Below are 23,723 nucleotides of genomic sequence, written 5' to 3'. Positions count from 1 at the left end.
GAAGCGGGAGCCGAAAGCTCGAGCAGCCGGTACATCGCCGCCCGCAGGATCTCCGCCGCGCGGTCCGGCCGGGACGTGATCGCACCCGTCGCCGCCTCGGCGAGCCCGGCCACGCGTTCCCGGGCGGAACCGAGCTGCTCGGGCAGCGGACGTCCCCAGGTCAGCGGCAACGCGTGCGCGCGGACCGCGGCCGCGACGCTCCCCTCCCTCGGCTGCCCGGCCGGCATCGACACGTAGGTCACCGGGCAGCCCATCGCCGCCGCGTAGCCCGTCGTCGAACCGTGGTCGCCGATCACCCAGTCGGCGGCGAGCATCGTCGCCTGCCACCCGGATTCCGGCGGGATCAGCAGCAGGCCGCGCGCGACGGCGTCGGACAGCCACGCGCTGACCTGACGCCGTCCGTGCACCGCCCACACGAGGGGGTGCAGGACCGCGGCGACGGTGAACTCATCCGCCGGCAATGCGTCCACGACATCCCGGTACAACCGCGGCAGCCTGCCGAACGCCGAATCGGTGAACCACGTCGTGCTGATCACGACGAGCCGCCGGTCCGGCGGCACCCCCAGCGCGGCGCGGTAGGCGTCGCGCCGGTGCCGGCTCGCCCGCATCCGGTCGTAGCAGATGTCCCCGGCCACCACGGCGTTCGGCAGCGCCTCGGGACACCGCTCGCGCACCAGGTCCGCTTCGGCGTCGGTGCCGAGGCCGAGCACCGACGGCAGCACGCGCCCGCGGAAGGTCAGCAGCTCGCGGTCGAACCCCGTGGTGGGTTCGGTGGCCTGGCCCGCTTTCCGGCTGAACCGGCGGGACACCGGCCCGGCGCCGTGCCCGACCAGGAGGACGGGCCCGTGCACCTCGGCCAGCTGGCGCGGGCTCGCCGCCAGCACCAGGTCGAACCGGTGGGCGAGCGCCTGCTCCCACGGCAGCACCAAGCCGTGCAGGCCGCGGACGAACTCCTCAGCCCCCGGCCAGCTTTCGGTGGTGTGCGGCACGGTGTAGACCACCTGCACGCGCAGATCCGGTTCCAGCAGGGAAACCAGTTCGACCAGCCGCGTGCCGGCGGTCACCGAGGGGACCACGACCAGCACCACCCGGCACCGCGGCCGGGTGACACGCGCCCCCGCGTCCAGTCCGACCGGCCCCCGTACCCACAATCCCGTCATCGCGCATCCCCTCGCCGTCGTCTCGGTGTGCCACGACGAGAGCTTCCGGGCCGGTACTCCCGGGACACTTCCCACGAGACGGACAAAGCCCGGACAAACCGTGGCCAGTTCTCCGACACAATCGATCGTTATCCCGCTGTCGTCGCCGATTAACCAAAACGATGCGAGGCTGACGAGAGGAGAGGGGAAAGGAACGAAGAATGGAGATCGCGTACGGAATTCTCGGGCAGACAACGGTGCGGATGCACGGGAATCTGACCGAGGACTGGGGGTCCCGGCAAGCGCGTCACCTGCTCGCCGTCCTGCTCACCGAACCCGGAAAGCGCTTCTCGCAGGATCACCTGCTGAACTGGGCGTGGAGCGACGGAGCACCACCGGTCAATCCCAAAGAAGCGTTGTACAAAGCGATCACGCGACTTCGGCACGGCCTCGAAGAGACCGACGAACCACCGGCGGTCCGAGCACTGAACGGTGGCTACCTCGTCGATATCGCTCCCGATCTCGTGGATTTCCGCCGCTTCACCGACGAAATGCACCGGGCGCGGCGATCCAGCGTCGACGGCGACCATGAAAACGCATGCGAAATCGCACGTGCAGCCCTCGCGCTGTGGCGCGACGAACCGCTCGCCGGCCTCACCACCGAACCCGCGCGGAATTGGCGGCGGCACACGATGGCGGCGGACTGGGCACCGGCGCACAGCTTCCTCGCCGCCGAGTTGCTGGCGACCGGCCGGCCCGGCGAAGCGCTCAAGCAGCTGAGCGAAGTCCCGCACCCGTACGCGGGCGAGCCGACCTTCGTGAAGCTCCGCGCCACCGCCCTCTACGCGCTGGACCAGGCGCACGAGGCACGCAGCTACGTCGAAGCGGTGCTCAAGGAGTTCGCGGCGGCCGGCGACCGGGACGCGGCCGTGGACCTGCAGGAGCACCACGCGCACCTGCGGAGCCGCTACCCGGGTGCGAAACCCACCCCGCCGCCGGCGCCGGAGCCCGCCCCCGGCGCGATCCGCGTCGGGCTGCCCCGGAACCTCCCCGGGTTCGTCGGCCGCGCCGACGCACTGGCCGCGCTCGACCGGCACCTGCTCACCCCGGGCACCGGCCACGCGCACGCGGCCATCGTCAGCGGGCTGCCGGGCATCGGGAAGACGGCTCTCGCCGCGCAGTGGGCGCACCGCTCGGCCGGCCACTTCCCCGGCGGCATCGTGTGCGTCGACCTGCGGGGATTCGGCCCGGGACCGGCGCGGACCACCGACGAGGTCGTCGACCTGACGCTCACCGCACTCGACTACCCGGTCGACCACCTGGTCAGCGCCACGGCCCGCGCGGCGCGGCTGCGTTCGCTGCTCGCCCGCCGGAACCCGATGCTCGTCATCCTCGACAACGCGGGCGGCTCGGACCAGGTCGACGACCTCGTCGACGTCCTCGAGTCGTGCACGGTGCTGCTCACCTCGCGCAACTCACTCGCCGCGCTGGCCCGCCGCCACGACATCCCCACCACGAAACTCGGCCACCTCGACGAAGAACAGTCGTTCGCGCTGCTCAGCAAGCGGATGCGGGGCCGCGCCGAGGAGGAGCCCGAGGCGGCGCGCGCGCTGACGCTGCTCGGCGACGGGCTCCCGCTGGCCTTGACCCTGCTGGCCCAGCGAGCCGCCGGGCGGGCCGGCGTCAGCCTCGACACCATGCTGGACCAGCTGCGAGACCCGGAAACACTGCTCAGCATCGGCGACGACGGGGACGACGCCGGTCTCCGCACCACGTTTTCCGGGTCCTACCAGGCACTCGACCCGACCGCCCAGGACGTCTTCCGGCTCTTCGGGCACCACCCCGGCACCGAAATCCACGTCGGCACGCTGCTGTCCGCCAGCGAACACCCGGCGGACGCCACCCACCGGGCCCTGGAGAACCTCGTCGCGTGGCACCTCGTCGACCAGCCCGGCGAACCCGATCGCTACCGCGTCCCCGACATCTTCCACCGGTACGCGCGAACCCTGATCCCGGACGACGACCCGGGCCCGTTGCGCCGGCTGGCTTCGCACTACTTGCAAACCGCGTTGCGCGCCCACCTGATCGCGCACCCGTACCGCAACCGCCCGCCGATGCACCCGGCCGAGCCCGGGATCACGCCCCTCACGTTCGACACCGCCGCGGCCGCGGTGCGGTGGGCCCTCCGCGAGCGCGACAACCTGTCCGCGTTGATCCGCGAATGCGAACACCGGGGCCTGCTCGACCACGCGATCGCGCTCCCGCACCTGCTGACCGACAGCTGGGAACGCCACGGCTGCACCTCGGCCATCACGCAGGGACTGCAGGTGGCCATCCGGGCGGCCCGCGCCAGCCGGGACGTCGTCGCGGAGGCGTCGTCCCTCAACGACCTCGGGGAACGCCACCTGGCGCTCGGCGACGGTGAAAAAGCCCGCCACTACCTCGACCGGGCATTGGAAATCGCGACCGAGTACGACGAAACCATCGGAATCCTCACGGTCAAGATCAACCTCGGCCGCCTGCACCACCGCCGCGGCGAGCACGCGGAGGCGATCAGCCTCTACCGGTGGTGCATCGACCTGGCCCGCCGGTCGGGCGACCCGGTCCGGGAAGGCATCGCCGAGCAGTACCTCGGCGACACGTTCGCGGACCTGGACCAGCACGCGCAGGCACTCCCGCACTACCAGCGCGCCCTGCACGCGCGCACCGTCCTCGGCGACACCACGGGGTTGATCGCGACGCACACCGCACTGGCCGCCCTGCACACGCACGAGCGGCGGCCGGAGCTCGCCCACATGCACTGCCGCCAGGCGCTGGCCAACCTCGAAGACCACGAAGACCTGACGGCGTCGATGAAGCTCTGCACCGTCCGCGCCCGGCTGGCACACACCGAAGGCCGCGCACGCGAATCGCTGCGGCTGGCCTGGGAAGCCGTCGACCAGGCACGCAGGGGCCACACGGCGACCGGGCAGGCGCGAGCCCTCGAAACGTTGGGCGAAATCCTGTGCGGGCTGAACAATCCGCCCGAAGCGATCGAGGTGTGGACCGAGGCGATCGCGTTCTACCGCGGACGCGGGCGGGACCGCAAAGCCGACCGGCTGCAGGCGCGGCTGGACGAGGTCACGGTGGACGTTGAGGGGCTGATTCCGGACGCTCGGAGGGGAGATGAGCGGACGGTCGCGATGCCTTGCCCACCGCAGAGAAGCTGAGCCCACTAACTCTGTTGAGTGATTTTGAAAGGTGGTGTCACTCAAGCGTGACAGAATCAGCGCAGCTAGGTGGCTGTGACGACCCGCACCACTACTCGGTGTAGCACGGGGTTATCGCAGACGGTCTTGTCGTCTCGTTGGTGTCTCCCTAGTCTTCGGGCGCCGTGATCCATGTTTCTCAGTGAGCAGCATGAGCCCGGCTCCGGAAGAAAACTTCTACAGGGAGTACCCGTGCACGACATTTCGACCTACGCAGCCATCGCCACCGCCGCCGCGGCGTTCATCGCGGCCAAGTGGTGGCGCTGCTGACGTAGTGCGGCGGGTGCCCCGGCGACACCGGGGCACCGCCCCACCCGAAAGTCAGGCGGCCGTTCCTCCGACCACCTCCCCACCCTGCACGATGTAACTGAAGTTCTTCGGCTCCGCCAAAACCCCGACGTCCGCCAGCGGATCCCCCGCCACCACCAGCAGGTCCGCGTGCGCGCCCACCGCCAGCGTCCCGATCTCCCCCGTCAGGTTCACCAGGTCCGCCGCCGTCGACGTCGCCGAACGGATGACCTCCAACGGTGTCTGGACCTCCCCCCGCAGCCGGAACTCGTGGTTCTGGTGCCGGTGCATCCCACCCAGCAGATCCGTCCCGTAAACGATCTTCACCCCGCCGCGAGCGGCCCGCTCCAGGGCCGCCAGGCCCGCGCCCAGGACCTCGTCCACCTTGCGCCAGCTCGACTCCGGGAGGCCGTGCTCGCGGCCCTCCTCCTTCAGCGCCCAGTACGTCACCAGCGTCGGTACCAAGTACGCGTCCTGGGACAGGAACAGCGAAACGCTCCGGTCGTCCAGCAGGTTTCCGTGCTCGATCGAGCGGATGCCCAGTTCCAACGCGCGGTTGACCGCTCGGGCCGTGTACGCGTGCGCGGCCACGTAGCGGTTGGCCGCCGTCGCTTCTTCGACGATCGCGGTCAGTTCCGCGGCCGAATACTGGGTCGAATCGATGCGGTCGGTCGGGGAGGCCACGCCGCCCGAGGCCATCACCTTGATGTGGTGAGCCCCCTTCCTCAGCTCGTCGCGGGCGGCCGTGCGGACCGCGTCGACGCCGTCGGCCACGCGGCCGAGGCCGGCGCAGCAGGGGTGGTCGTCCTTCGCGTTCGCGCCGCGGGTGCGGCTGTCGCCGTGGCCGCCCGTCTGGCTCAGTGCCCGGCCGCAGAACAACAGGCGCGGGCCGCGGAACAGGCCTTCCGACTGGGCGTCCGCCAGGCCGTAGTCGGCACCCGACGCGTCGCGGACCGTCGTGAAGCCGCGGTCCAGCATGCGGCTCATCGTGCGGGCGCTGTGGGCGGCCACATAGGACGGTGACGTCGCCGGGAGCGAACCCAGGTCCGCCGTCGACGCCGTGACGTGGACGTGCGCGTCGACCAGGCCCGGCAGCACCACCGCGCCGCGGACGTCGATCGAACGCACGTCGGGTGCGGACAGACCCGGGCCCGTCTCGACGATGCGGCCGGAATCGCACCGCAGGTCGCCTTCGGTGTACTCGCCCGACAGCGGGTCGAGCAGGCGGGCGTTGCGCAGCACCAGGTTCACCGGGTCACCTCCAGCAGGGCGGGCACCGCGAGCGGCGCCAGGGATTCGGCCGCCGCGATCGACTTCTCGTCGTACGCGCCTTCCGCGTCGAGGATGTTCAGCACGCCCAGCGTCCGGTCGCCGGAGACCACCGGGACGTTGATGATCGAGCCGCAGCCGAGGGATTCGATCAGTTCGTGGTCGGCGAAGATCTCGCGCACCGCCGCGCGGTCCGGGCCGAAGTACGGCTGCCGCGCGGTGATGCAGCGGTCGAGCCAGCCGGCCGCGACCTCCACCGTCTTCTCGCCGCCCACCGGGTACTCCGCCGGGTGGCTGCTGTGCACCCGGCGCAGCGCCCGGCGCTCCGGGAGCCACGCGAGGACCGTGAACAGCCGCACGCCCAGCTCGGCGCGCACCCGTTCCTCCACAGTGGACAAACTCACTTCGTCATCTCCTTCGCGACGGCCTTCGGGGCGCCGTGTTCGGTCAGTTCTTCCAGGGAGCGGCCCGCGGTGGACAGGCCGAAGACGAGCACGCAGAGCACGCCGGCCGCCAGCACCGCCGTCGTCAGGCCGAAGACGCCAGCGAAGCCGAGGCTCGCCGCGGACAGGCCGATGATCGTCGGGGCCAGGATGCTGCCGACCCGGCCGAACGCGCTGGACAGGCCGGTGCCGCTGGCGCGGATCCAGGTCGGGAACACCTCGGGCGTGTAGGAGTACACCCCGGCGTAGGTGCCGTTGAGGAAGAACGACAGCACCGCGCCGGCGAGGGTGATCGACCACGGCGCGCTCGTCTGGCTCAGCCAGAACGCGCTCACGGCCGAACCCGCGAGGTACAGCGCGATCGTGTGCTTGCGGTCGAGCCGTTCGGACAGCCACGCGGCCGAGAAGTACCCGGGCACCTGGGCCAGGTAGATGATGATCGAGAACTCGAAGCTCTTCGTGACCGTGATGCCGCGCTCCACGAGCAGCGTCGGGATCCACGAGAAGAAACCGTAGTAGGAGAACGTGATCACGAACCAGACGGTCCAGATCACCGCCGTCCGGCGCCGCATCGCGGGGCTCCACAGGAACTTCAACGCGCTGAACAGGTTGACCTTCGGCGTCTCGGTGGCCGGCTCCGCGTCGGCGGGCGGCACTGGCGGCAGAGCCGTGCCGGTGGCCTTCTCGACGTCGCGTTCGATCTTAGCGACGACGGTTTCGGCTTCGGCCGAACGCCCTTGCGCCAGCAGGAACCGCGGCGACTCGGGCAGGGACCGGCGCCACCACAGCAGCATCACGATCGGCAGCGCGGTGACGAGCTGCGCGACGCGCCAGCCTTCGTCGAACGACGGCACCACGAACCGCCCGATCAGCGCGGCCGCGACGAACCCGAAGGAGAAGAACCCGGCGAGCGCGCCGACGAACCAGCCGCGCCGCTTGGCCGGGACGAACTCGGACAGGAACGGCGCGATGATCGCGCTTTCCGCCCCCGCACCGACGCCGGCCAGCACCCGGGCGCCGAGGAAGACTTCGTAGTTGGGCGAGAAGGACGCGATGACGGAGAACACCGCGTAGAACGCCAGCGCGTACATCATGACCTTCTTGCGGCCGATGCGGTCGCCGAGCAGGCCGGCCGCGATCGCGCCGAAGAGGAAGCCGAACGGCGTCGCGGAGCCGATCAGGCCGAGCTGGCCGTTGTCGAGCCCCCACGCCGCCTTGGCGCTGGGCAGCAGGAACGCGACGACCGCCGAGTCCATGCCGTCGAAGGTGTAGCCGAGCCCGCCGATGAGCAGCAGCTTGTAGTGGGGCCGGCTCAGCGGGAGCCGATCCAGTCGCGCGAGCAGGGTCATGGGGAACGCCTTCCGTGTCCGGGCGCCGGGGAGTGCGGACAACGTATACTGCGTTTTCGTCATTTTGCAATGTTTGTTGCAAGACGACATCGCTGCGTTACGGTCTACGCGGACGAGGGGAGGCGCCGAAGTGGCGGAGACCGACGACGGTTTCGAGGCGTGGCTGCGGGACCGGCTGCCCGCGCGGGGGCTGCGGCCGAAATCGGCCGCGGTGCTGGAGGTGCTGGTCTCCCAGCCGCGGCGGGCGTCGTTCGGCTCGACGGCCGAGCTGGCGCAGCTCGCCGGCGTCAACGTCGCGACCGTGACGCGCACGGCGCAGGCGCTGGGCTTCGCCGGGTGGCCGGCGCTGCAGCAGGAGCTGCGGGCGCGGTACATGTCGTCGCTGAGCGCGCCGCAGGTCGCGGAGGAGCACCGCGGGGTCGGCTCGCCGGGATCGGCGTCCCTGCGCCGCGACCTCGACAGCCTGGCCCTGCTGAACCGCCGGTTCGACGAGGACGTGCTGCGCGAAGTCGCCCAGGCGATCGGAGCCGCGCGCCGGACGCTGGTCATCGCCGACGGCAGCTACGCGGCGGTCGGGATCGCGATGGCGCACAACGCGCGCCTGGCCGGTTACGACGTGCACGCGGTGACAGCGGGCGACGCGGAACTCGCCAACCAGACGGCGAAGCTGACCGGCGACGACGTCCTGGTCGCGATCAGCTTCTGGCGCCTGTATGAGAGCACGGTCCTGGCGGCGAACGAGGCGAAGAGCCGCGGCGCGCGCGTCTTCGCCATCACGGACGCCGCCAGCCCGGCGCTCGCGGACGCGGCCGAGCACGTGCTGATGGTGCCCGCGGAGGGCGTGACGTTCTTCCCGTCGCTGACCGCGGGCATGGCGCTGGCCCAGGCCATCGTCGCCCAGTTGGCGGCGGTCGACCCGGTCCGCACGAGCGAGTCGATCGAGGCGGCGGAGGCCATGTGGTCGCGGTTCGACCTGCTGCACCGGAGGCCGTCCGCCAAATCCGGGTAGCCCACGGGCATGGATCTCGGACTGCTGTACCCGACCCGTGACCGCGGCGAAGCCGACTTCGCCGAGCTGTGCCGCCGCCTCGACCCGGCCCTCGGCCTCACGTTCGCCTACCCGGAGTGGGGCGAAGCCGTCGACCCGGCCGCGGCCGTGCGGGAAATCGGCGCGCCCGAACGGCTCACCCGGGCCGCCGACCAGTTCCCGGCCACGCCCGACGTCGTCAGCTGGGCCTGCTCCAGCTGCAGCTTCACCCGGGGGCTCGACGGCGCCCGCGCCCAGGCCCGGGCCCTCACCGGGCGCCTCGGCGTCCCGGCGAGCAGCACGTCACTCGCCTACCTCGCCGCGCTCGAGCGGCTGGACGTCGACCGCGTCGCGCTCGCCTCCGTCTACCGCTCGGACCTGACCGCCGACTTCGCCGCGTTCCTCGCCGAAGCGGGCGTGACGACCGTGCACGCCGTCTCGGCCGACGCCGGCTCGGACCGCGCGCTCGCCGCCTGGGGACCAGCGCGGATCTTCGAGCTGGCCGAAGCGGCCGGGCACGAAGACGCGCAGGTCGTGCTCGTCCCCGAGACCGCCCTGCACACCACGCCGGTGCTCGCCGAACTGGAGACGCGGCTCGGAAAACCGGTGCTCACGGCCACCGCCGTCACCGTCTGGGACGCGCTGGACCGGCTCGGTGAAGAGCCGGTCCAGGACGGTCTCGGGACGTTGTTCAGGAGCGCGGCGGGACGCCGTCGGCCGAGCTCATCCTCCTCGTGAAGCGGGCCGCGACGTCGCGCAGCTTGATGTTCGTGTGCTGGGACTCCACGATCAGCCGGTGCATCGCCGCGTCCTCGCTGACGCGGTGGATCAGCATCAGCATGCCCTTCGCCTGCTCGATCACCGCGCGCGTCTCCATCGCGTTGCGCAGCTCGTCGGCCAGGCGCCGGGCTTCGCGGTACCGGCGGGTCAAGCGCAGGACCGTTTCCACGCACAACGTGAACAGGCGCAACACCTTCGTGTCGAACTCGTGGTAGCCGTGCGCGCCGAAGCCGAACAGCGTGACCGCGCCGACCAGGTGGTCGTCCACGCGCAGCGGGACCGCCAGGTAGCTGCCGACGCCGGTTTCCTTCGCCGCGGCCACGAATTCGGGCCACCGCGCGCCCGTTTCGCCGACCGCCACCCGGACGACCTCGCCCGTCAGCGCGGCGAGCAGGCCAGGGCCGTCGCCCGCCGCGTACTGCACGTCGTCGATGCGCCGGGCGCGCTCGTCGGTGAAGGCCGCGGTCTGCGTCACGCCGTCGCGGACCACCATGATGCTGGCCAGGTCCGCGTCCGGCACCACCCGGACCGCCTCGCCGCAAACGGCGTCGAGCAGCCCGGGCGTGTCGGACACCGATTCGAGGACCCCGACGAGATCGGCCAACACGGCGTTCAGCTCGTCGACCCGCTCCGCCATGCCGTCGCCAGTGGTCGGCAAGGCCCACCCCTCCCATGCGTCGAGCGGCGAGCACCGGGAGAGCTCGCCAGCAGCGTCAACCAAGACCACCGCTGGCGTTTCAACGGGTCCGGGTGAACTCTACCGGCCCAGTGCCCCCGGTTTGGCGAGGGCCGCGCCGGGTAGCCGAGGGAGATGGACGATCCGGCTGTCGATGACGAACTGTGGGCCGAGTTCCACCACGTGGTGAACATGACGTCGCGCGAGCTGGCGGACTGGCTGCGCACGCGCGACGCGAGCCCCGAGACCGAACCGCTGCCCGACCGGGCGGGACCGCCGACCGGGCACCAGGTGCTGGCCATCCTGCGCAAGCGCAAGTCCGACGTGGACCGCGCCGACGCCGACGTGATGCGCAAGGTGATCGACCGGGTGCGCGCGCAGCGCCGTGCCGACCTCGAACCGACGGCGGGCGAAGAGCACTGGCGGCACCGCCTGATGTCGATCGGGCACGACCCGCTCAAGCCCGCCTAGCGGGCCACCGCCTGCCACCGCTGGTTCGGGCCGTTGGTCGGCCGGTACAGGCCGATCCGCGCACCGTCCTCGCGGGACTCACCGATGACGTCGAGCAGCTGCCCGGTCGCCGCGTTGACGAACGTCCAGGTGCCGTCGCCCGTGGTGGACAGCGTCCATGACGCGGCCGCGTCGCAGGTTCCCGCCGGGGCCAGCGCCACCGCGCCGCCTGCCGTGCTCAGGACCTGGCCGGTGCCCGCGTTGGTGATGGTGAAGCGGTCGCGGTTGCCGTAGCGGCCGGTGCGGTCGGTGAGGGTCCAGCGCTGCGCGGGCGCCGACGCGTCGGTCGTGCGCTGCACCAGCGTGCCGTTCTCCGCCGCGAGCGACTTGCCGCTCTGCACGCCGGTGAACGCGAACGGCTTGCCCGAGCCGAGGCCCGTGCCGGCCGCCGTCGCGGAGACGCCGTCGACCAGGAAGCTCGTCACCGAGCGCGCGGGCACCCGCAGCGTGGCGTGCGCCGAGGTCACCTTCACCGGCTTGCCCCGCTTCAACGCGCCCGTGACGTCGGTGACGACCGGCGTCACCGACGCGCCCGGCCGGATGGTGCGGAACCCGGACAGGTCGAGCGTGACGTCCTGCTCGTCCGTGCCCGCGTTGGTGTGCACGACCGTCGCCAGGTCCTCGCCGCGCATCGCGGCCGTCGACGCGGTGTCGTCCACGCCCACCAGCCGATCACCCGGCCGGATGTAGTGGGTGAAGTTCCGCATCGTGTTGAACTTCGTGTTGGTGCGGATCTGGCACGTCTGCGGCGTGGCGGACGCCGGGCAGTCGAACGGGACCTGGATCTCGCCCCAGTTCATCCCCGCCGCGGACTCGCCGCCGGGCTTCATGTTGTCGTAGTCCTCGATCGGCTGCCAGCTCACCCACGCGCTCGGCTCCAGCAGGCGGAGGTCGTCGGTGATCTGCTTGGCCATCCCGAGCCCGGGGTCCATGGACGTGAAGTCCTGCCGGTCCAGCCAGCTCCCGCCGACCTCGCTCATCCACAACGGCTTCGCGGCGCCCTTCGCGAGATCACGCGGGATCGGCCGGTTGCCGGTGCCGTAGGTGTGCACGTTGAGCCGTCCCGCCGCCGCGCGGGCGTCGGCCGACCAGCCCGCCCAGTCCGCGGCGAAGATGTCCGGGTTGGTCTCGTCGGGCGCGGAGACGATGGTCTTCGACCCGGCCAGCGCCGCCGCCATCGCGGGGATCAGCTGCGACTGGACCGATGGGCCGATGTGCGCGCCCTCCTGCCGCCCGCCGGTCGGGTTGCCGTCGGCGCCGAGCGTGGTCTTCCAGTAGTTCGTGTTCGGCTCGTTCAGCGGGTTCACCGACGCGAACTTGATGCCGTGCGCGCTTTCGAGCGTCCGCACGACCTGGGCCAGGTACGCGGTGAAGTCGCCGATCTTGTCCGGGCGCAGCTGCTCGTCGGTGGCGTTGAAGCCGCCCGAGACGTACCCGGAGACGGTCTGGAAGTACGGCGGCGAGTTGCTGAACGCCTCCCACTTCGTGACGCGGTTCTTGATCTTGTCGACCCACCAGCGCTGGTTCGGGTCGGCGGCGGTGTCGAACTCCGCCGGGTCGCCCGGGGTCCACCAGTCCTTGTCGGCGCGGGTGGTGCCGGCCGGCGCCTTCCACCAGCCGGGGACGGCGCCGCCCGCGCGCAGGTACGGCGGGACGTCGGGGGCGTTGCCGCCGCCGACGTTGAACCGCGCGATGTTCAGGTTCAGCCCGTCGGCGCCGAAGACCAGGTCCGCCAGCCGGTTGCGGATCGAGTCGGGGTAGCCCCCGGTCGCTTCGGCCATCCAGGCCAGGCTGGCGCCCCAGCCGTCGAACGGCTGCTGCCGGTACGCCGGATCCGGCTTCACCGTGACGGTGGTGGCCGCGGCCGCCGGTGCCGCGACGACCGCGGCGCCGATCAGGGGTACACAAAGGACGGTGAGCAAACGCTTGCGGTTCATCGTCGAACTGCCCTTCGGTGCGGTGGGGACTTTTCCGGGGAGCGCTCAGGCTTCCGTGTGGCCCAGCAGCGGCCGCGGCGCGAACCGGGCCGCCGGGTCGAGCATCATGCCGAGTTCCAATACGACCAGTTCGTTTCCGCCGGCCCGGACCACCGGGCGCGGCACGTACAACGTCCGCTGCGGCCCACGCCGCCAGTACCGGCCGAGCGGGAAGCCGTTGAACCACGCCAGGCCCTTGCCCCACTCCCCGGTGTCGAGGAAGAGGTCGGCGGGCGCGTCGACGTCGATGCCGGCGCGCAGCAGCACCGGCCCGGCTATCGGACCGACCACCGCGGTCTCCGGCGACGGCCGCGCCGACGGCACCTCGGTCAGGTCCAGCGGCAGCACGTCCCAGCCGGTCAGCGGCTCGCCTTGCAGCTCCGCGCCGCCGACGATCCCCTTCGCCTCGCCGATCCGGGGTCCGTAGTCGACGCGGCCCTGGTCCTCGACCAGCACCAGCAGCTCCCCCGACGCCCGCGGCAGCGCGATCGCGCGGTCGTGGTGCTCCCGGGAAAGCGTGCCGACCGGGTCGCCGTCGAAGAACACCGTCGCCCGGTCGCGCACCTCGCCGAAGGTCAGCACGCCGGGGGTGTCCCCCTCGACGGCGCAGCGCAGCAACGCCAGCTGCGGCATCGGCGTCAGGTCGTCGAACGCGGGCAGTTCCTCGTGGAACTCCCAGGTGCCCCACAGATCCGGCGCGTCGAGCAGCCGGACCGGGTCGCGCAGGACCCCGTGCGGCGTGGGCGCCGGGCGCGCCGGCGGCGGGACGGTGTCGGGAACCTTGTGGTAGCGGGCAATCACGTCGCGGAAGGCGTGGTACTTCGGGGTCGGGTCACCGGCTTCGTCCAGCGGCGCGTCGTAGTCGTAGGACGTGACGATCGGCTGGTAGACGCCCTTGTCGTTGGCCCCGTTGGTGCACCCGAAGTTGGTGCCGCCGTGGAACATGTACAGGTTGACCGACGCGCCGGCCGCGAGCAGCGCGTCCAGCTCGGCCGCCGAGTCCGCGGCCGGGGTCGTGTGGTGGTGCGCGCCCCAGTTGTCGAACCAGCCGTTCCAGAACTCGCTGCACATCAGCGGCCCGGTCGGCTGGTGCGCCCGCAGGATCGCCAGCCGCTCCCGCGCGCCGGAACCGAAGGAAGCCGTGCGGTGCAAGCCGTCGAGGCTGCCGGCTTCGAGCATCTCCGGCGTCGGCTGGTCCACTGTGGTCAGCGGCACGGTGACGCCGGACGCCCGCGTGTGCTCGGCAAGCGCTTTCAGGTAGCGCTTGTCGTCGCCGAACGCGCCGTACTCGTTCTCGACCTGGACCAGCAGCACCGGACCACCACGGTCGATCTGGTGCGGCACCACGACTTCGTAGACGCGCGTCAGATATTCGCGCACGGCGGCGAGGTACCGCGGCTCGAACCGCCGCACCCCCACCGCCGGGTCGCGGAACAGCCACGCCGGCAGGCCGCCGTTGTCCCATTCGGCGCAGATGTACGGGCCGGGCCGGACGATCGCGTACATCCCGGCCTCGGCGACCAGCCGCAGGAAGCGGTCCAGGTCGAGCCCGCCGGTGAGGTCGAAGACGCCGGGCTCGGGGGCGTGCGCGTTCCACGGCACGTACGTTTCGATCGTGTTGAGGCCCATCCGCCGGGCCTTGTCGATCCGGTCGGCCCACAGGTCCGGGTGCACCCGGAAGTAGTGCAGGGCACCGGAAAGGATCCGGAACGGACGGCCGTCCAGCAGGAAGTCGGTGTCCCCGATGGCGAACTCAGGCATGCCCGCCCGCCTCCGGGCTCAGCTGGAGCACGGTCCAGGACAAGGGTGGCAGTGTCACGGTGATGGTGGTCCCCCCTGGGTCGGACGTCACGGCGGTGCCGGGTAGCGGCACCGGCCGGACCGGTTGCGAGACGGCGGTGTTGACCGCGTGCCGGGATTCGCCGGCGGGCGCGGTCAGGGTTTCGGCGGCGTAGACCCCGAACCGGGCGCCGCGCAGCCGGAGGCGGACCTCGGTCGGCGACGCCGTGGCGCGGTTGGTCAGGAACACCGCGCCCCGCCCGGAATCTTCGACCGTCGCCGCGACGTCGACGAGATCGACCTCGCCGTGCTGCGCGGTGCGCAGCCGCGGTCCCTCGACGGTCAAGCGCAGGCTCGACCCGCCGGCCAGCGCGGCGACCCGCTGGAACGGGTGGAACGTCGACTGCCGCCAGGCCGGCCCGCCGGGCTCGGTGCGGATCGGCGCGATGACGTTCACCAGCTGTGCCTGGTTCGCCATCGTGACGCGGTCGACGTTGCGCAGCAACGAACTCAGCAGCGACCCGACGACGACCGCGTCGGTGACGGCGTAGTCGTCCTCGATGATCCGCGGGTGCTCCCGCCAGCCCCCTTCGGCGAGCCGTGCCTGGTCGACCTCGTTCCAGCGGCGCAGGTCCCAGACGTTCCACTCGTCGACGCTGATCCCGACGTCGAGCCCGAGTTCGTCGATGATCCCCGCCACCGTGCCGATGTAGGCGTCGAGCGCGGCACCGCTGGCCAGGTAGCTGTCGGTGTCGCCGTGCAGCTCCTGGTAGTAGGCGTGCAGCGAGATGTGGTCGACGAGCCCGGCCGTGTGGCGCAGCACCGTGCGCTCCCACTCGCCGAACGTCGGCATGTCCGCGTGCGAACTGCCGGCGACGACGAGTTCGAGGCCCGGGTCGATCATCCGCATGACCCGCGCGGTCTCGGCGGCCAGGCGGCCGTACTCGTCGGCGGTCTTGTGGCCGATCTGCCACGGCCCGTCCATCTCGTTGCCCAGGCACCACAGCTTGAAGCCGAACGGGCGGTCGGCGCCGTTCGCGCGCCGCCGCTCGCTCAGTTCCGTGCCACCGGGGTGGTTGCAGTACTCCAGGACGTCGGCGGCTTCCTGGATGCCGCGGGTACCGAGGTTGACCGCGTACATCACCTCGGTACCCGCGGCTTCGGCCCACGCGACGAATTCGTGCAGGCCGAAGCGGTTGGACTCCACGCTGTGCCAGGCCGGGTCGAGCCGGACGGGCCGGTCCGGGCCGACGCCGTCCTCCCAGCGGTAGCCGGAGACGAAGTTGCCGCCGGGGTACCGGACGACCGTCGGCCCGAGCTCCCGCACCAGCTCCAGGACGTCGCCGCGGAAGCCGCGTTCGTCCGAAGTGGAGTGTCCGGGTTCGTGGATCCCGGTGTACACGGCCCGGCCCATGTGCTCGACGAACGAGCCGAAGAGGCGACGCGGGACGGGGCCGATGACCTGACCCGCGTCGCCTTCGATGTGGACGGTCATCCGGCGCTGACCGTGAAGCCCTGCTGGTTGCCGTAGTCCACGATGGCCTGCTGCCAGGCCGCCAGCCCGGCGTCGAGGCCGGTGCCGTTCAGGTACGCCTTGCCCGCGGTGTCGCTGAAGACGCTGTTGGCATAGGTCTGGTACGGCAGGTAGGTCCAGCCCGCGGCGACGTCCTTCGACGCCTGGGTGAGCACCTCGTTGACCTTCTGGCCGCCGAAGTACGGCAGCGCCTCGCCGACGAACGCGGGCGAGGTCAGGTCGGCCGTGGTGGACGGGAAGCCGCCGCTCTTGATGAACGGCTGGACACCGCCGCCGTGGTTGAGCCAGCGCACGAACCCCGCGGCCAGCGCCGGGTTCTTGCTCTGCTTGACCACCGACTGCGTGCTGCCACCGTTTTCCGAGGTCACCGGCTTGCCGTCGTAGGTCGGCATCGGCGCGACCGCCCACTTGCCTGCCCCGCCGGGCACCGAGGAGATGAAGTTGCCCGGCATCCAGGCGCCGGTGACCAGCGAGGAGATGGTGCCGTCGCCGAGGGCGCGGAACCAGTCGTCGGACCACTCCTTGACCGGGGCGAGCTGCTTGCCCTGGATCAGCTGGTCCCACATCGCGGTCCACTTCTTGGTGCCGGCGTCGGCGAAGTTGACCTTCACGTTCCGGCCGTCGACGGTGAAGGGGCGCCCGCCCGCCTGCCAGATCATGCTCAGCACGAAGCCCGGGTCACCGGTGTCCGAAGTGATGTACTTGGTGGGGTCGGCGGCGTGCAGCTTCTTCGCCGCGGCGATGTACTCGTCCCACGTCTTCGGCACGGCGATGCCGTTCTTGTCGAAGACTTCCTTGTTGTAGAACAGCGCCATCGGCCCGGAGTCCTGCGGCAGGCCGTAGATCCCGTTGCCGTTCTTGACCTGCGCCCACGTCGAGGCGCTGTAGTCCTTTTCGAACGAGCCGAAGCCGAACTGGTTCAGGTCGACGAGCGAATCGGTCAGCGCGAACTGCGGGAGGGCGTAGTACTCGATCTGCGCGACGTCGGGGGCACCCGAGCCGGCCTTGATCGCGTTCTGGAGCTTGGTGTACTCCTCCTTGTTCGTGCCCGCGTTGACGTAGTTGACCTTGACGTTCGGGTATTCCTTCTGAAACGCGGCCACCTGGTCCTTGGCCGACGGGGTCCAGCTCCAGTAGGTGATCTCCCCGCCTGCCTTCAGCGCGGCGTCGACGGAGTCCTGGGTGCCGGTGGCGGCGGGCCCGGACGTGCTCCCGGAGGAGCAACCGGCCGCCAGTGCGGCGGCCAGCGCCACGGCGGCGAACGCCTTGGCGCGACTGCGGATGCGTGACATCGAGTGTCCCTTCACGACGGTGTGACGGCGGCTATTGCTTGACGCTGCCCGCGCTCAGCCCGGATTGCCAGAACCGTTGCATGAGCAGGAAAGCGAGGACGAGGGGGATGATGGTGAGCAACGACCCCGTGAGCACGAGGTTGAAGATCGGCTGCGCGCCGGCGCCGTTGGCCTGCGCGCTCCACTGGTTGAGCCCGACGGTCAGCGGGTACCACTTCGGCTCGCTGAGCATGATCAGCGGCAGGAAGTAGTTGTTCCACGTCTGCACCATGGTGAACAGCGCGACGGTGACGATTCCGGGCACCAGCTGGCGCAGCGTCACGGTCACGAAGATCCGGAACTCGCCCGCGCCGTCGATCCGCGCCGCTTCCAGCAGCTCGTCGGGGATCGCGTCGGCGGCGTAGACCCAGATCAGGTAGAGGCCGAACGGGCTGATCAGCGACGGGATGATGATGGCCAGCGGGGTGTTGGTCAGCCCGAGCTTGCTGAACATCAGGAACGTCGGCACGGCGAGCGCGGTGGCGGGCACGGCGACCGCGCCGAGCACGACGGCGAACACCGCGCGGCGGCCCGGGAAGCGGTACTTGGCCAGCCCGTACCCCGCCGCGGTGGCGAGGATCGTCGCGCCGCCGGCGCCGACCACGACGTAGAGCAGGGTGTTGCCCAGCCAGCGGAAGAAGATCCCGTTGTTGTAGGTGAACGTCTGGGCGATGTTGTCGAAGAGCGCGAACGGGCCGCCGAAGGACAGGCCCGACGTCGAGAACAGCGCCGCCTGGGTCTTGGTCGCGTTGATCACCAGCCACGCCAGCGGAACCAGGGTGTAGAGCAGGTACAGCGCCATGACGGCGGTGAGCGTGCGCGACTTCCTGGGCCGCGTCACCGAAAACGTCGCCACTTCACATCCCCTTCCGGGTCCCGCGCAGCTGCACGACGTAGGCGATGACCGCGGTGATCACGCCCATCACGATCGCGACCGTGGCGGAGTAGTTGTACTGCTGACCGGCGAAGGAAAGGTTGTAGGCGTACATGTTCGGCGTGTAGAAGGTGCCGATCACGTTCGGCACCAGGTTGCGCATGATGTTCGGCTCGTTGAACAGCTGGAAGCTGCCGATGATCGAGAAGATCGTCGCGATCACGATGGCGCCGCGGATCGCGGGGAGCTTGACGGAGAGGATGGTGCGGAACGTGCCGGCGCCGTCGATCGCGGCGGCCTCGAACAGCTCCTTGGGGATCACCTTCAGCGCCGAGTAGAAGATGAGCATGTTGTAGCCGACGAACTCCCACGTCACGACGTTGCCGATCGAGGTGAGCAGCCAGTTCTGGGACAGCGGCTTCACGGCGTCGGTGCCGAGCAGGTGGTTGAGGTCGGCGGCGAGTCCGAAGTGGTCACCGTAGATGAAGCCCCACATCAGCGCGGCGACCACGGCGGGCACCGCATACGGCAGGAAGATCACGATCCGGAAGAACCCGGCGGCGTGCAGCCGGGCGCTGTCGATCGCCAGCGCCGCGACCAGCGCGAGCAGCAGCATGATCGGCACCTGCACGGCGAGGAACACCAGCACCCGCTGGAAGGACTCCCAGAACTTCGGGTCGGCGAGCACCTGCGCGTAGTTGTCGGCGCCGACGAAGACCGTGCCGCCGAAGAAGGCCTGGTCGCGGAAGAGGCTGAGGACGAAGGCGTAGACGACGGGCGCGATGAAGGTCAGCGCGAACACGAGCATGAAGGGGGCGACGAAGAGCCAGCCACGCCAGTTGCGCCGCCGACGGCGGGCCCGCGGCGCCGGGCGAGCCGGTGCCGCGACGGGCGGTGCCGCTGTGGACGTCATCGTCCCTCCGGATTTTCGTACCGATGTTTACGTCAACATTTCCGCGCCGAAGGGTAACGTGTTGACGTAAACATGTCCAGGACACCCGAGGAGCGCCCCGTGCCGACTGCATCCCCCCGCCGTGGACCGTCGATGGCGGACGTCGCGCGCGAGGCCGGGGTGTCCGGACAGACGGTGTCCCGGGTCGCGAACGGCAAGACGAACGTCGACGACGCCACGCGCGACCGGGTCCTCGCCGCGATGCGCCGGATCGGCTACCGCCCCAACAGCGCGGCCCGCGCGCTGCGCAACGGCAAGTTCCGCAGCATCGGCGTGATCATCTCGGCGCTCCCGACGTTCGGCAACAGCCGCACCCTCGACGCCATCGCGGCGGCCGTCGTCGCGCAGGGCTTCTCGATCATCCTGATGCCGGTCACGCGGCCGACGCAGGGCGAGGTGACGGGCGCGTTCAGCAAGCTGAACGAGCAGGCGGTCGACGGCGTGATCATCCTGATCGAGCAGCACCAGCTCGACCAGAGCGAAATCGAGCTGCCGCACGGCCTCCCGGTGGTCGTGATCGACTCGAGCGCCCGCTACGACTACCCGGTCGTCGACACCGACCAGGCCGACGGCGCCGCGACGGCGACCCGGCACCTGCTTTCACTGGGGCACGAGACGGTGTGGCACATCGCGGGCCCACCGCAGTCCTATTCGGCCGAGCGGCGGCGGAAATCCTGGCAGTCCACATTGGAGCGCGCGGGCGCGTCGGTGCCCCCGGCGCTGACGGGTGACTGGTCTCCGTCGTCGGGCTACGAGGCGGGTTTGACGCTGGCGGCGGACCCTTCGGTGACGGCGGTGTTCGCGGCGAACGACCAGATGGCGCTGGGACTCCTGCGGGCACTGCACGAGACGGGCCGGTCGGTGCCGGGCGAGGTGAGCGTGGTCGGGTTCGACGACATGGAGGAGTCGGCCCACTTCTGGCCGCCGTTGACGACGATCCGCCAGTCGTTCGAGGCGGTCGGCCGGCATGCGGTGGCCGCGCTGCTGACGGAGATCGAGACGGGCGCGGAGGCGGGCGAACCGGTGAGCGTCCCGACGGAACTGGTCCTGCGTTCAAGCACGGCGCCTCCCCCGGCGAGCTGAAGCGGGGCCGCGGAATTGTCGGTGCCGTCCGGTAGCGTGGAAAACGGGGGGCGCCCCCGAGCGGCAGTTCTCGTTTCAGCGTGGGGAAGGCGGGGCATTACCGGCCCACCAAGCCGGGGCCACCGGTCCGCGAACGTCGCAATGGTGTGGACCATTCGGCGTCATCCCCACCGAAACGAGGCCGTCATGCTCGCCATTCTCGCCGCCGTGCTCTTCGGGCTCGCCCTGCTGATGGAGCTGGCCGGGTTCGGGCTCGGCCCGGTCGTCACGACTGGGACGCTGACCACCGCCGGGTTGCTGTGCGTCGCCCTGCACCTGGCCGGGGTCGCCACCGACCGGTCGCGGTTCAGCCGGCGGCGGCGCCGCTGACCTCCGCCGCGCGCGTCAGCACCTGCGCGAACACCTCGGCCGACTGCGCGCCGGCAACACCGAAGCGCTGGTCGACCACGAAGAACGGGACGCCGGACGCGCCGAGCGCGCGGGCCTGCTCGCCGTCCGCCGCGACTTCGGCTTCGTAGGCGTCGGATTCGAGCACGGCCCGCGCCTCCCCGGCGTCGAGCCCCGCCTCGGCGGCCAGCTCCACCAGCGAATCGCGGTCGAACAGCGACCGGCGCTCGGTGAAGTGCGCCCGGTAGAGCCGGTCGACGACGGCGTCGGCCAGCCCGCGGTCGGCGGCGAGGTGGACCAGGCGGTGACCGTCGACGGTGTTGCCCATGTGGACGCCGTCCAGGTGGTACTCGAGCCCGTCGGCGGCCGCGCGCTCTTCCATCTGCGCTTCCATCGCGTCGGCCTCTTCCAGTGTGCGGCCGTACTTTTCGGCCAGCACCTCGCGCGTCGGCCGGGAAGTCCCGCGCGGGAACGACGGGTCGAGCTGGAACGAGTGGTGCACCACCTCGACGTCGACGCCGAGTTCGGCGACCGCCTGCTCGAAGCGGCGTTTGCCGAGATAGCACCAGGGACAGACCAGATCGGACCAGATGTCTACGCGCACGGCACCAAGCTAACCGGAGGGGCGCCGCGCACTTCAAGGTAACCGGCGGCGACCTGCGGGATAGGGTGGGCCCGGTGACCGTCTCGACCGACGACATCGTCCGGCACGCCGCGCGGCTGCTGTTCGCCGGCACCCGCCTCGACCTCGGCCGGATGGCCGCCGACCTGGGGATCTCGCGCACCACGTTCTTCCGCCGCGCCGGCAACCGCGACGACGTCATGGGCGCGGGGCTGCGCCTGCTGTCCGACCGCACCTGGCAGCGCGCCCTCGACCGCTGGCACACCACTCACGGCGACGCGGTCCGCACACCGGACGGCCGGTTGCGCTGCCTGTGGGTCATGGAGGAGTACCGCCGCGAGGTCGCCGGCAACGACGGCATGCGCAAGCTGATCGAGGCGGAGTCGACGGTCGCGTTGCGGGTGCTGACGGACCCGCGCGGGGCGGTCCAGCCGGCGCTGGTCGACCAGCACGTGGAGCTGTTCCGCGCCGACGCCGAGGCGGCCGGGCTGACGCCGTTGGTCGGGCTGCCGGACCTGGCGTTCGCGGTGGTGCGGCTGGGTGAGTCGTTCCTGTACTCGGACGTGCTGGCCGCCCGCACGGTGGACCTGGCCGTGGCGACGACCCTGCTGGACACGCTGGTCCGCGGCGCGTTGGAGCCGGCCGCCTCCCGCTGACCGACGTAGTGAATGACTCATTCATGTCGCCGGACGACAGGAATGAGTCATTCATGTCACCCGCGACCCGCCCGCCTTTGTCACGTGCGTGAGTGCCGGGCCGGTCCACGTCACTGAGCGACCGCACAGTCCGTCAACCACTCACCCGTTCGGCCGTTGTGGAACATTTCGACGAAGTGTTTCATAAGGCGACCGGAAAGCGGTTACCCCGCACCCGGCCCGCGGCACGCCCTTCGTTGCCGTGCAACGGTTCCATCGGTCCGCCCGTCCGTGTCCGGGCCCGCTTTCGCCTGCCCGGGGAAAGAGAGCGATCCATGTCCGTACTCACCAGCCCGCCGACGTCGTCAGGCCCGGGTGAGAAAATTTCCCGCCGCCGTCCGTGGCGGGTGAAGGCCGCCGGGGTGATCGCCGCCGCGCTGGCGGTGACCACCGCGGTCGCCTCGCCGGCACCCGCCGCCGACAACCCCTACGAACGCGGGCCCGACCCGACCACGGCCAGCATCGAGGCCAGCCGGGGCAGCTTCGCGACCAGCACCACCACCGTGTCGAGACTGGCCGTCTCCGGCTTCGGCGGCGGCACCATCTACTACCCGACGAGCACCACCGCCGGCACGTTCGGCGCGATCTCGATCGCCCCCGGCTTCACCGCCACGCAGTCGAGCATCGCCTGGCTGGGCCCGCGCCTGGCGTCCCAGGGCTTCGTCGTGTTCACCATCGACACCATCACCACCAGCGACCAGCCCGACAGCCGGGGCAGGCAGCTGCTGGCCTCGCTCGACTACCTCACCCAGCAGAGCTCGGTCCGGTCCCGCATCGACAGCAGCAGGCTCGGCGTCGTCGGGCACTCGATGGGCGGCGGCGGCACGCTCGAAGCCGCGCGCTCACGGCCGTCGCTGCAGGCCGCCGTGCCGCTGACCGGCTGGAACCTGACGAAGAACTGGTCGACGGTGAGCGTGCCGACCCTGGTCGTCGGGGCGGAGGCGGACACCATCGCGCCGGTGGCGACGCACTCGATCCCGTTCTACACCAGCCTCCCGTCCACTTTGGACAAGGCGTACCTCGAACTGCGTGGCGCCAGCCACTTCGCGCCGAACACGTCGAACACGACGATCGCGAAGTACACGCTGTCCTGGCTCAAGCGGTTCATCGACAACGACACCCGCTACGAGCAGTTCCTCTGCCCGATCCCGAGCACCAGCCTGTCCATTTCGGACTACCGGGGCAACTGCCCGCACCACGGCTGACCCGGCCGCCGGGCCCGCGGTCAGCGTTCCGCGGGCTCGGCGGACCACTGCAGCAGGAACCGCAGCGCCTCTTCCGACGGTGACCCGGGTTCGGCGGTGTAGGCCACCAGCCGCTGCCCCGGGTGCGTCTCGACGGCGAACTGCTGGACGTCCAGGGTGACCGGGCCGGCCACCGGGTGGCGGTAGGTCTTGGTCAGCTCGCGGGCCCCGCGCACCTGGTGGCTGTCCCACCACATCCGGAAGTCCGCGTCCTTCTCCAGCAGCTCGCGCACGAGCGCGGCGAGCACCGGGTCGGCGGGATCGCGGCCCGCCTCCATCCGCAGCACCTCGACGCACGCGCCCGCCGCGCGCGGCCAGTCCGCGTACCGGGCGCGGTAGTCCTCGTCGAGGAACGTCAGCCGGATCAGGTTGCGCTCGGCGGGCGGCCGCGCGCCGAAGTCGCCCAGCAGCGCGACCGCCGCGCGGTTCCAGGCCAGCACGTCCTGGCGGCGGTTGAGCACCATCGCGGGGACGTCCGGCATGCCGTCGAGCAGCTGCCGCAGCGGGCCGGCGACGG

At 71.0% G+C, this 23,723-nt stretch carries 20 protein-coding genes and 1 pseudogene; 8 read left to right on the top strand and 13 right to left on the bottom strand.

Translation table 11 applies throughout. The annotated features are described in order from the left end of the window. A partial coding sequence (locus G3I65_RS47525) for a hypothetical protein (RefSeq protein WP_160701955.1) occupies positions 1–1,160 on the bottom strand: 1,160 nt, incomplete at its 3' end. A gap of 200 nt (positions 1,161–1,360) precedes the next feature. Here G3I65_RS47525 and G3I65_RS47520 point away from each other — a divergent pair. Further along, entirely contained in the window at positions 1,361–4,348 is a 2,988-nt protein-coding gene (locus G3I65_RS47520) for a tetratricopeptide repeat protein (protein ID WP_160701953.1), read from the top strand. 360 nt (positions 4,349–4,708) lie between these two features. Here G3I65_RS47520 and G3I65_RS47515 read toward each other — a convergent pair whose 3' ends face one another. The 3 genes from G3I65_RS47515 to G3I65_RS47505 are packed head-to-tail and all read right to left on the bottom strand — an operon-like array spanning position 4,709 to position 7,736. Continuing rightward, positions 4,709–5,926 carry an amidohydrolase family protein gene (locus G3I65_RS47515; protein ID WP_160701951.1) on the bottom strand — a complete coding sequence of 406 codons (1,218 nt, stop codon included), beginning with the start codon at positions 5,924–5,926 and terminating at the stop codon, positions 4,709–4,711. Further along, positions 5,923–6,348: a GAF domain-containing protein gene (locus G3I65_RS47510; protein WP_125313243.1), complete on the bottom strand. Its 426-nt coding sequence runs from the start codon at positions 6,346–6,348 to the stop codon at positions 5,923–5,925. The genes G3I65_RS47515 and G3I65_RS47510 overlap by 4 nt, the downstream gene beginning before the upstream one ends. Then, the gene (locus G3I65_RS47505; protein ID WP_160701949.1) at positions 6,345–7,736 is read right to left on the bottom strand and encodes an MFS transporter; all 1,392 of its coding nucleotides are present in this window, start codon (positions 7,734–7,736) and stop codon (positions 6,345–6,347) included. Before G3I65_RS47505 ends, G3I65_RS47510 begins: the two co-directional genes overlap by 4 nt. 130 nt (positions 7,737–7,866) lie before the next feature. On the opposite strand from G3I65_RS47505, the gene G3I65_RS47500 reads away from it, so the two are divergent. Next, complete coding sequence (locus G3I65_RS47500; protein WP_160701947.1) at positions 7,867–8,745, top strand: MurR/RpiR family transcriptional regulator; 879 nt, start codon at positions 7,867–7,869, stop codon at positions 8,743–8,745. A gap of 9 nt (positions 8,746–8,754) precedes the next feature. After that, positions 8,755–9,501, top strand: coding sequence for a decarboxylase (locus tag G3I65_RS47495; protein ID WP_160701945.1), 747 nt, complete (start codon positions 8,755–8,757; stop codon positions 9,499–9,501). Here G3I65_RS47495 and G3I65_RS47490 read toward each other — a convergent pair. Beyond that, a complete protein-coding gene (locus tag G3I65_RS47490; RefSeq protein ID WP_163046878.1) occupies positions 9,455–10,180 on the bottom strand; it encodes an ANTAR domain-containing response regulator in 726 nt (241 codons plus the stop codon). The two genes, G3I65_RS47495 and G3I65_RS47490, sit on opposite strands and share 47 nt — an antisense overlap. A 174-nt stretch (positions 10,181–10,354) precedes the next feature. Between G3I65_RS47490 and G3I65_RS47485 the strand changes: the two genes are divergently transcribed. Next, on the top strand, positions 10,355–10,690 hold the full coding sequence (locus tag G3I65_RS47485) for a DUF3140 domain-containing protein (protein WP_160701941.1): 336 nt from the start codon (positions 10,355–10,357) through the stop codon (positions 10,688–10,690). Here G3I65_RS47485 and G3I65_RS47480 read toward each other — a convergent pair. Genes G3I65_RS47480 through G3I65_RS47455 form a run of 6 tightly spaced genes read right to left on the bottom strand, consistent with a single transcriptional unit; the run spans position 10,687 to position 19,136 of the window. Next, complete coding sequence (locus tag G3I65_RS47480; RefSeq protein WP_160701939.1) at positions 10,687–12,666, bottom strand: glycoside hydrolase; 1,980 nt, start codon at positions 12,664–12,666, stop codon at positions 10,687–10,689. The two genes, G3I65_RS47485 and G3I65_RS47480, sit on opposite strands and share 4 nt — an antisense overlap. 45 nt (positions 12,667–12,711) lie before the next feature. Then, complete coding sequence (locus G3I65_RS47475; protein ID WP_160701937.1) at positions 12,712–14,466, bottom strand: beta-galactosidase family protein; 1,755 nt, start codon at positions 14,464–14,466, stop codon at positions 12,712–12,714. Then, positions 14,459–15,979 (bottom strand): alpha-N-arabinofuranosidase, encoded by a 1,521-nt coding sequence (locus G3I65_RS47470; protein ID WP_160701935.1) that lies wholly within the window; start codon positions 15,977–15,979, stop codon positions 14,459–14,461. The genes G3I65_RS47475 and G3I65_RS47470 overlap by 8 nt, the downstream gene beginning before the upstream one ends. Beyond that, positions 15,976–17,310 carry an ABC transporter substrate-binding protein gene (locus tag G3I65_RS47465; RefSeq protein WP_166641483.1) on the bottom strand — a complete coding sequence of 445 codons (1,335 nt, stop codon included), beginning with the start codon at positions 17,308–17,310 and terminating at the stop codon, positions 15,976–15,978. Before G3I65_RS47465 ends, G3I65_RS47470 begins: the two co-directional genes overlap by 4 nt. Positions 17,311–17,341: 31 nt before the next feature. Beyond that, positions 17,342–18,205 (bottom strand): carbohydrate ABC transporter permease, encoded by an 864-nt coding sequence (locus G3I65_RS47460; RefSeq protein WP_160701933.1) that lies wholly within the window; start codon positions 18,203–18,205, stop codon positions 17,342–17,344. A gap of 1 nt (position 18,206) precedes the next feature. Continuing rightward, complete coding sequence (locus G3I65_RS47455; protein WP_163046877.1) at positions 18,207–19,136, bottom strand: carbohydrate ABC transporter permease; 930 nt, start codon at positions 19,134–19,136, stop codon at positions 18,207–18,209. A gap of 132 nt (positions 19,137–19,268) precedes the next feature. Between G3I65_RS47455 and G3I65_RS47450 the strand changes: the two genes are divergently transcribed. Next, positions 19,269–20,258 carry a LacI family DNA-binding transcriptional regulator gene (locus G3I65_RS47450; RefSeq protein WP_239071872.1) on the top strand — a complete coding sequence of 330 codons (990 nt, stop codon included), beginning with the start codon at positions 19,269–19,271 and terminating at the stop codon, positions 20,256–20,258. A gap of 186 nt (positions 20,259–20,444) precedes the next feature. Further along, positions 20,445–20,627: a hypothetical protein gene (locus tag G3I65_RS47445; protein ID WP_160701928.1), complete on the top strand. Its 183-nt coding sequence runs from the start codon at positions 20,445–20,447 to the stop codon at positions 20,625–20,627. Here G3I65_RS47445 and G3I65_RS47440 read toward each other — a convergent pair. Next, positions 20,605–21,237 carry a DsbA family oxidoreductase gene (locus G3I65_RS47440; protein WP_160701957.1) on the bottom strand — a complete coding sequence of 211 codons (633 nt, stop codon included), beginning with the start codon at positions 21,235–21,237 and terminating at the stop codon, positions 20,605–20,607. The two genes, G3I65_RS47445 and G3I65_RS47440, sit on opposite strands and share 23 nt — an antisense overlap. An 86-nt stretch (positions 21,238–21,323) precedes the next feature. On the opposite strand from G3I65_RS47440, the gene G3I65_RS47435 reads away from it, so the two are divergent. Further along, complete coding sequence (locus G3I65_RS47435; protein WP_160701926.1) at positions 21,324–21,923, top strand: QsdR family transcriptional regulator; 600 nt, start codon at positions 21,324–21,326, stop codon at positions 21,921–21,923. A 314-nt stretch (positions 21,924–22,237) separates the two neighbouring features. After that, positions 22,238–23,167 (top strand): dienelactone hydrolase family protein, encoded by a 930-nt coding sequence (locus G3I65_RS47430; RefSeq protein ID WP_160701924.1) that lies wholly within the window; start codon positions 22,238–22,240, stop codon positions 23,165–23,167. Between the two features lie 20 nt (positions 23,168–23,187). On the opposite strand, the pseudogene G3I65_RS47425 reads toward G3I65_RS47430, so the two are convergent. Then, positions 23,188–23,723: pseudogene (locus G3I65_RS47425) on the bottom strand (PAS domain-containing protein); the annotation flags it as partial.

Source organism: Amycolatopsis sp. SID8362, assembly GCF_010550475.1.
Classification (GTDB): domain Bacteria; phylum Actinomycetota; class Actinomycetes; order Mycobacteriales; family Pseudonocardiaceae; genus Amycolatopsis; species Amycolatopsis eburnea.
This window is presented reverse-complemented; position numbering and strand designations above follow the sequence as displayed.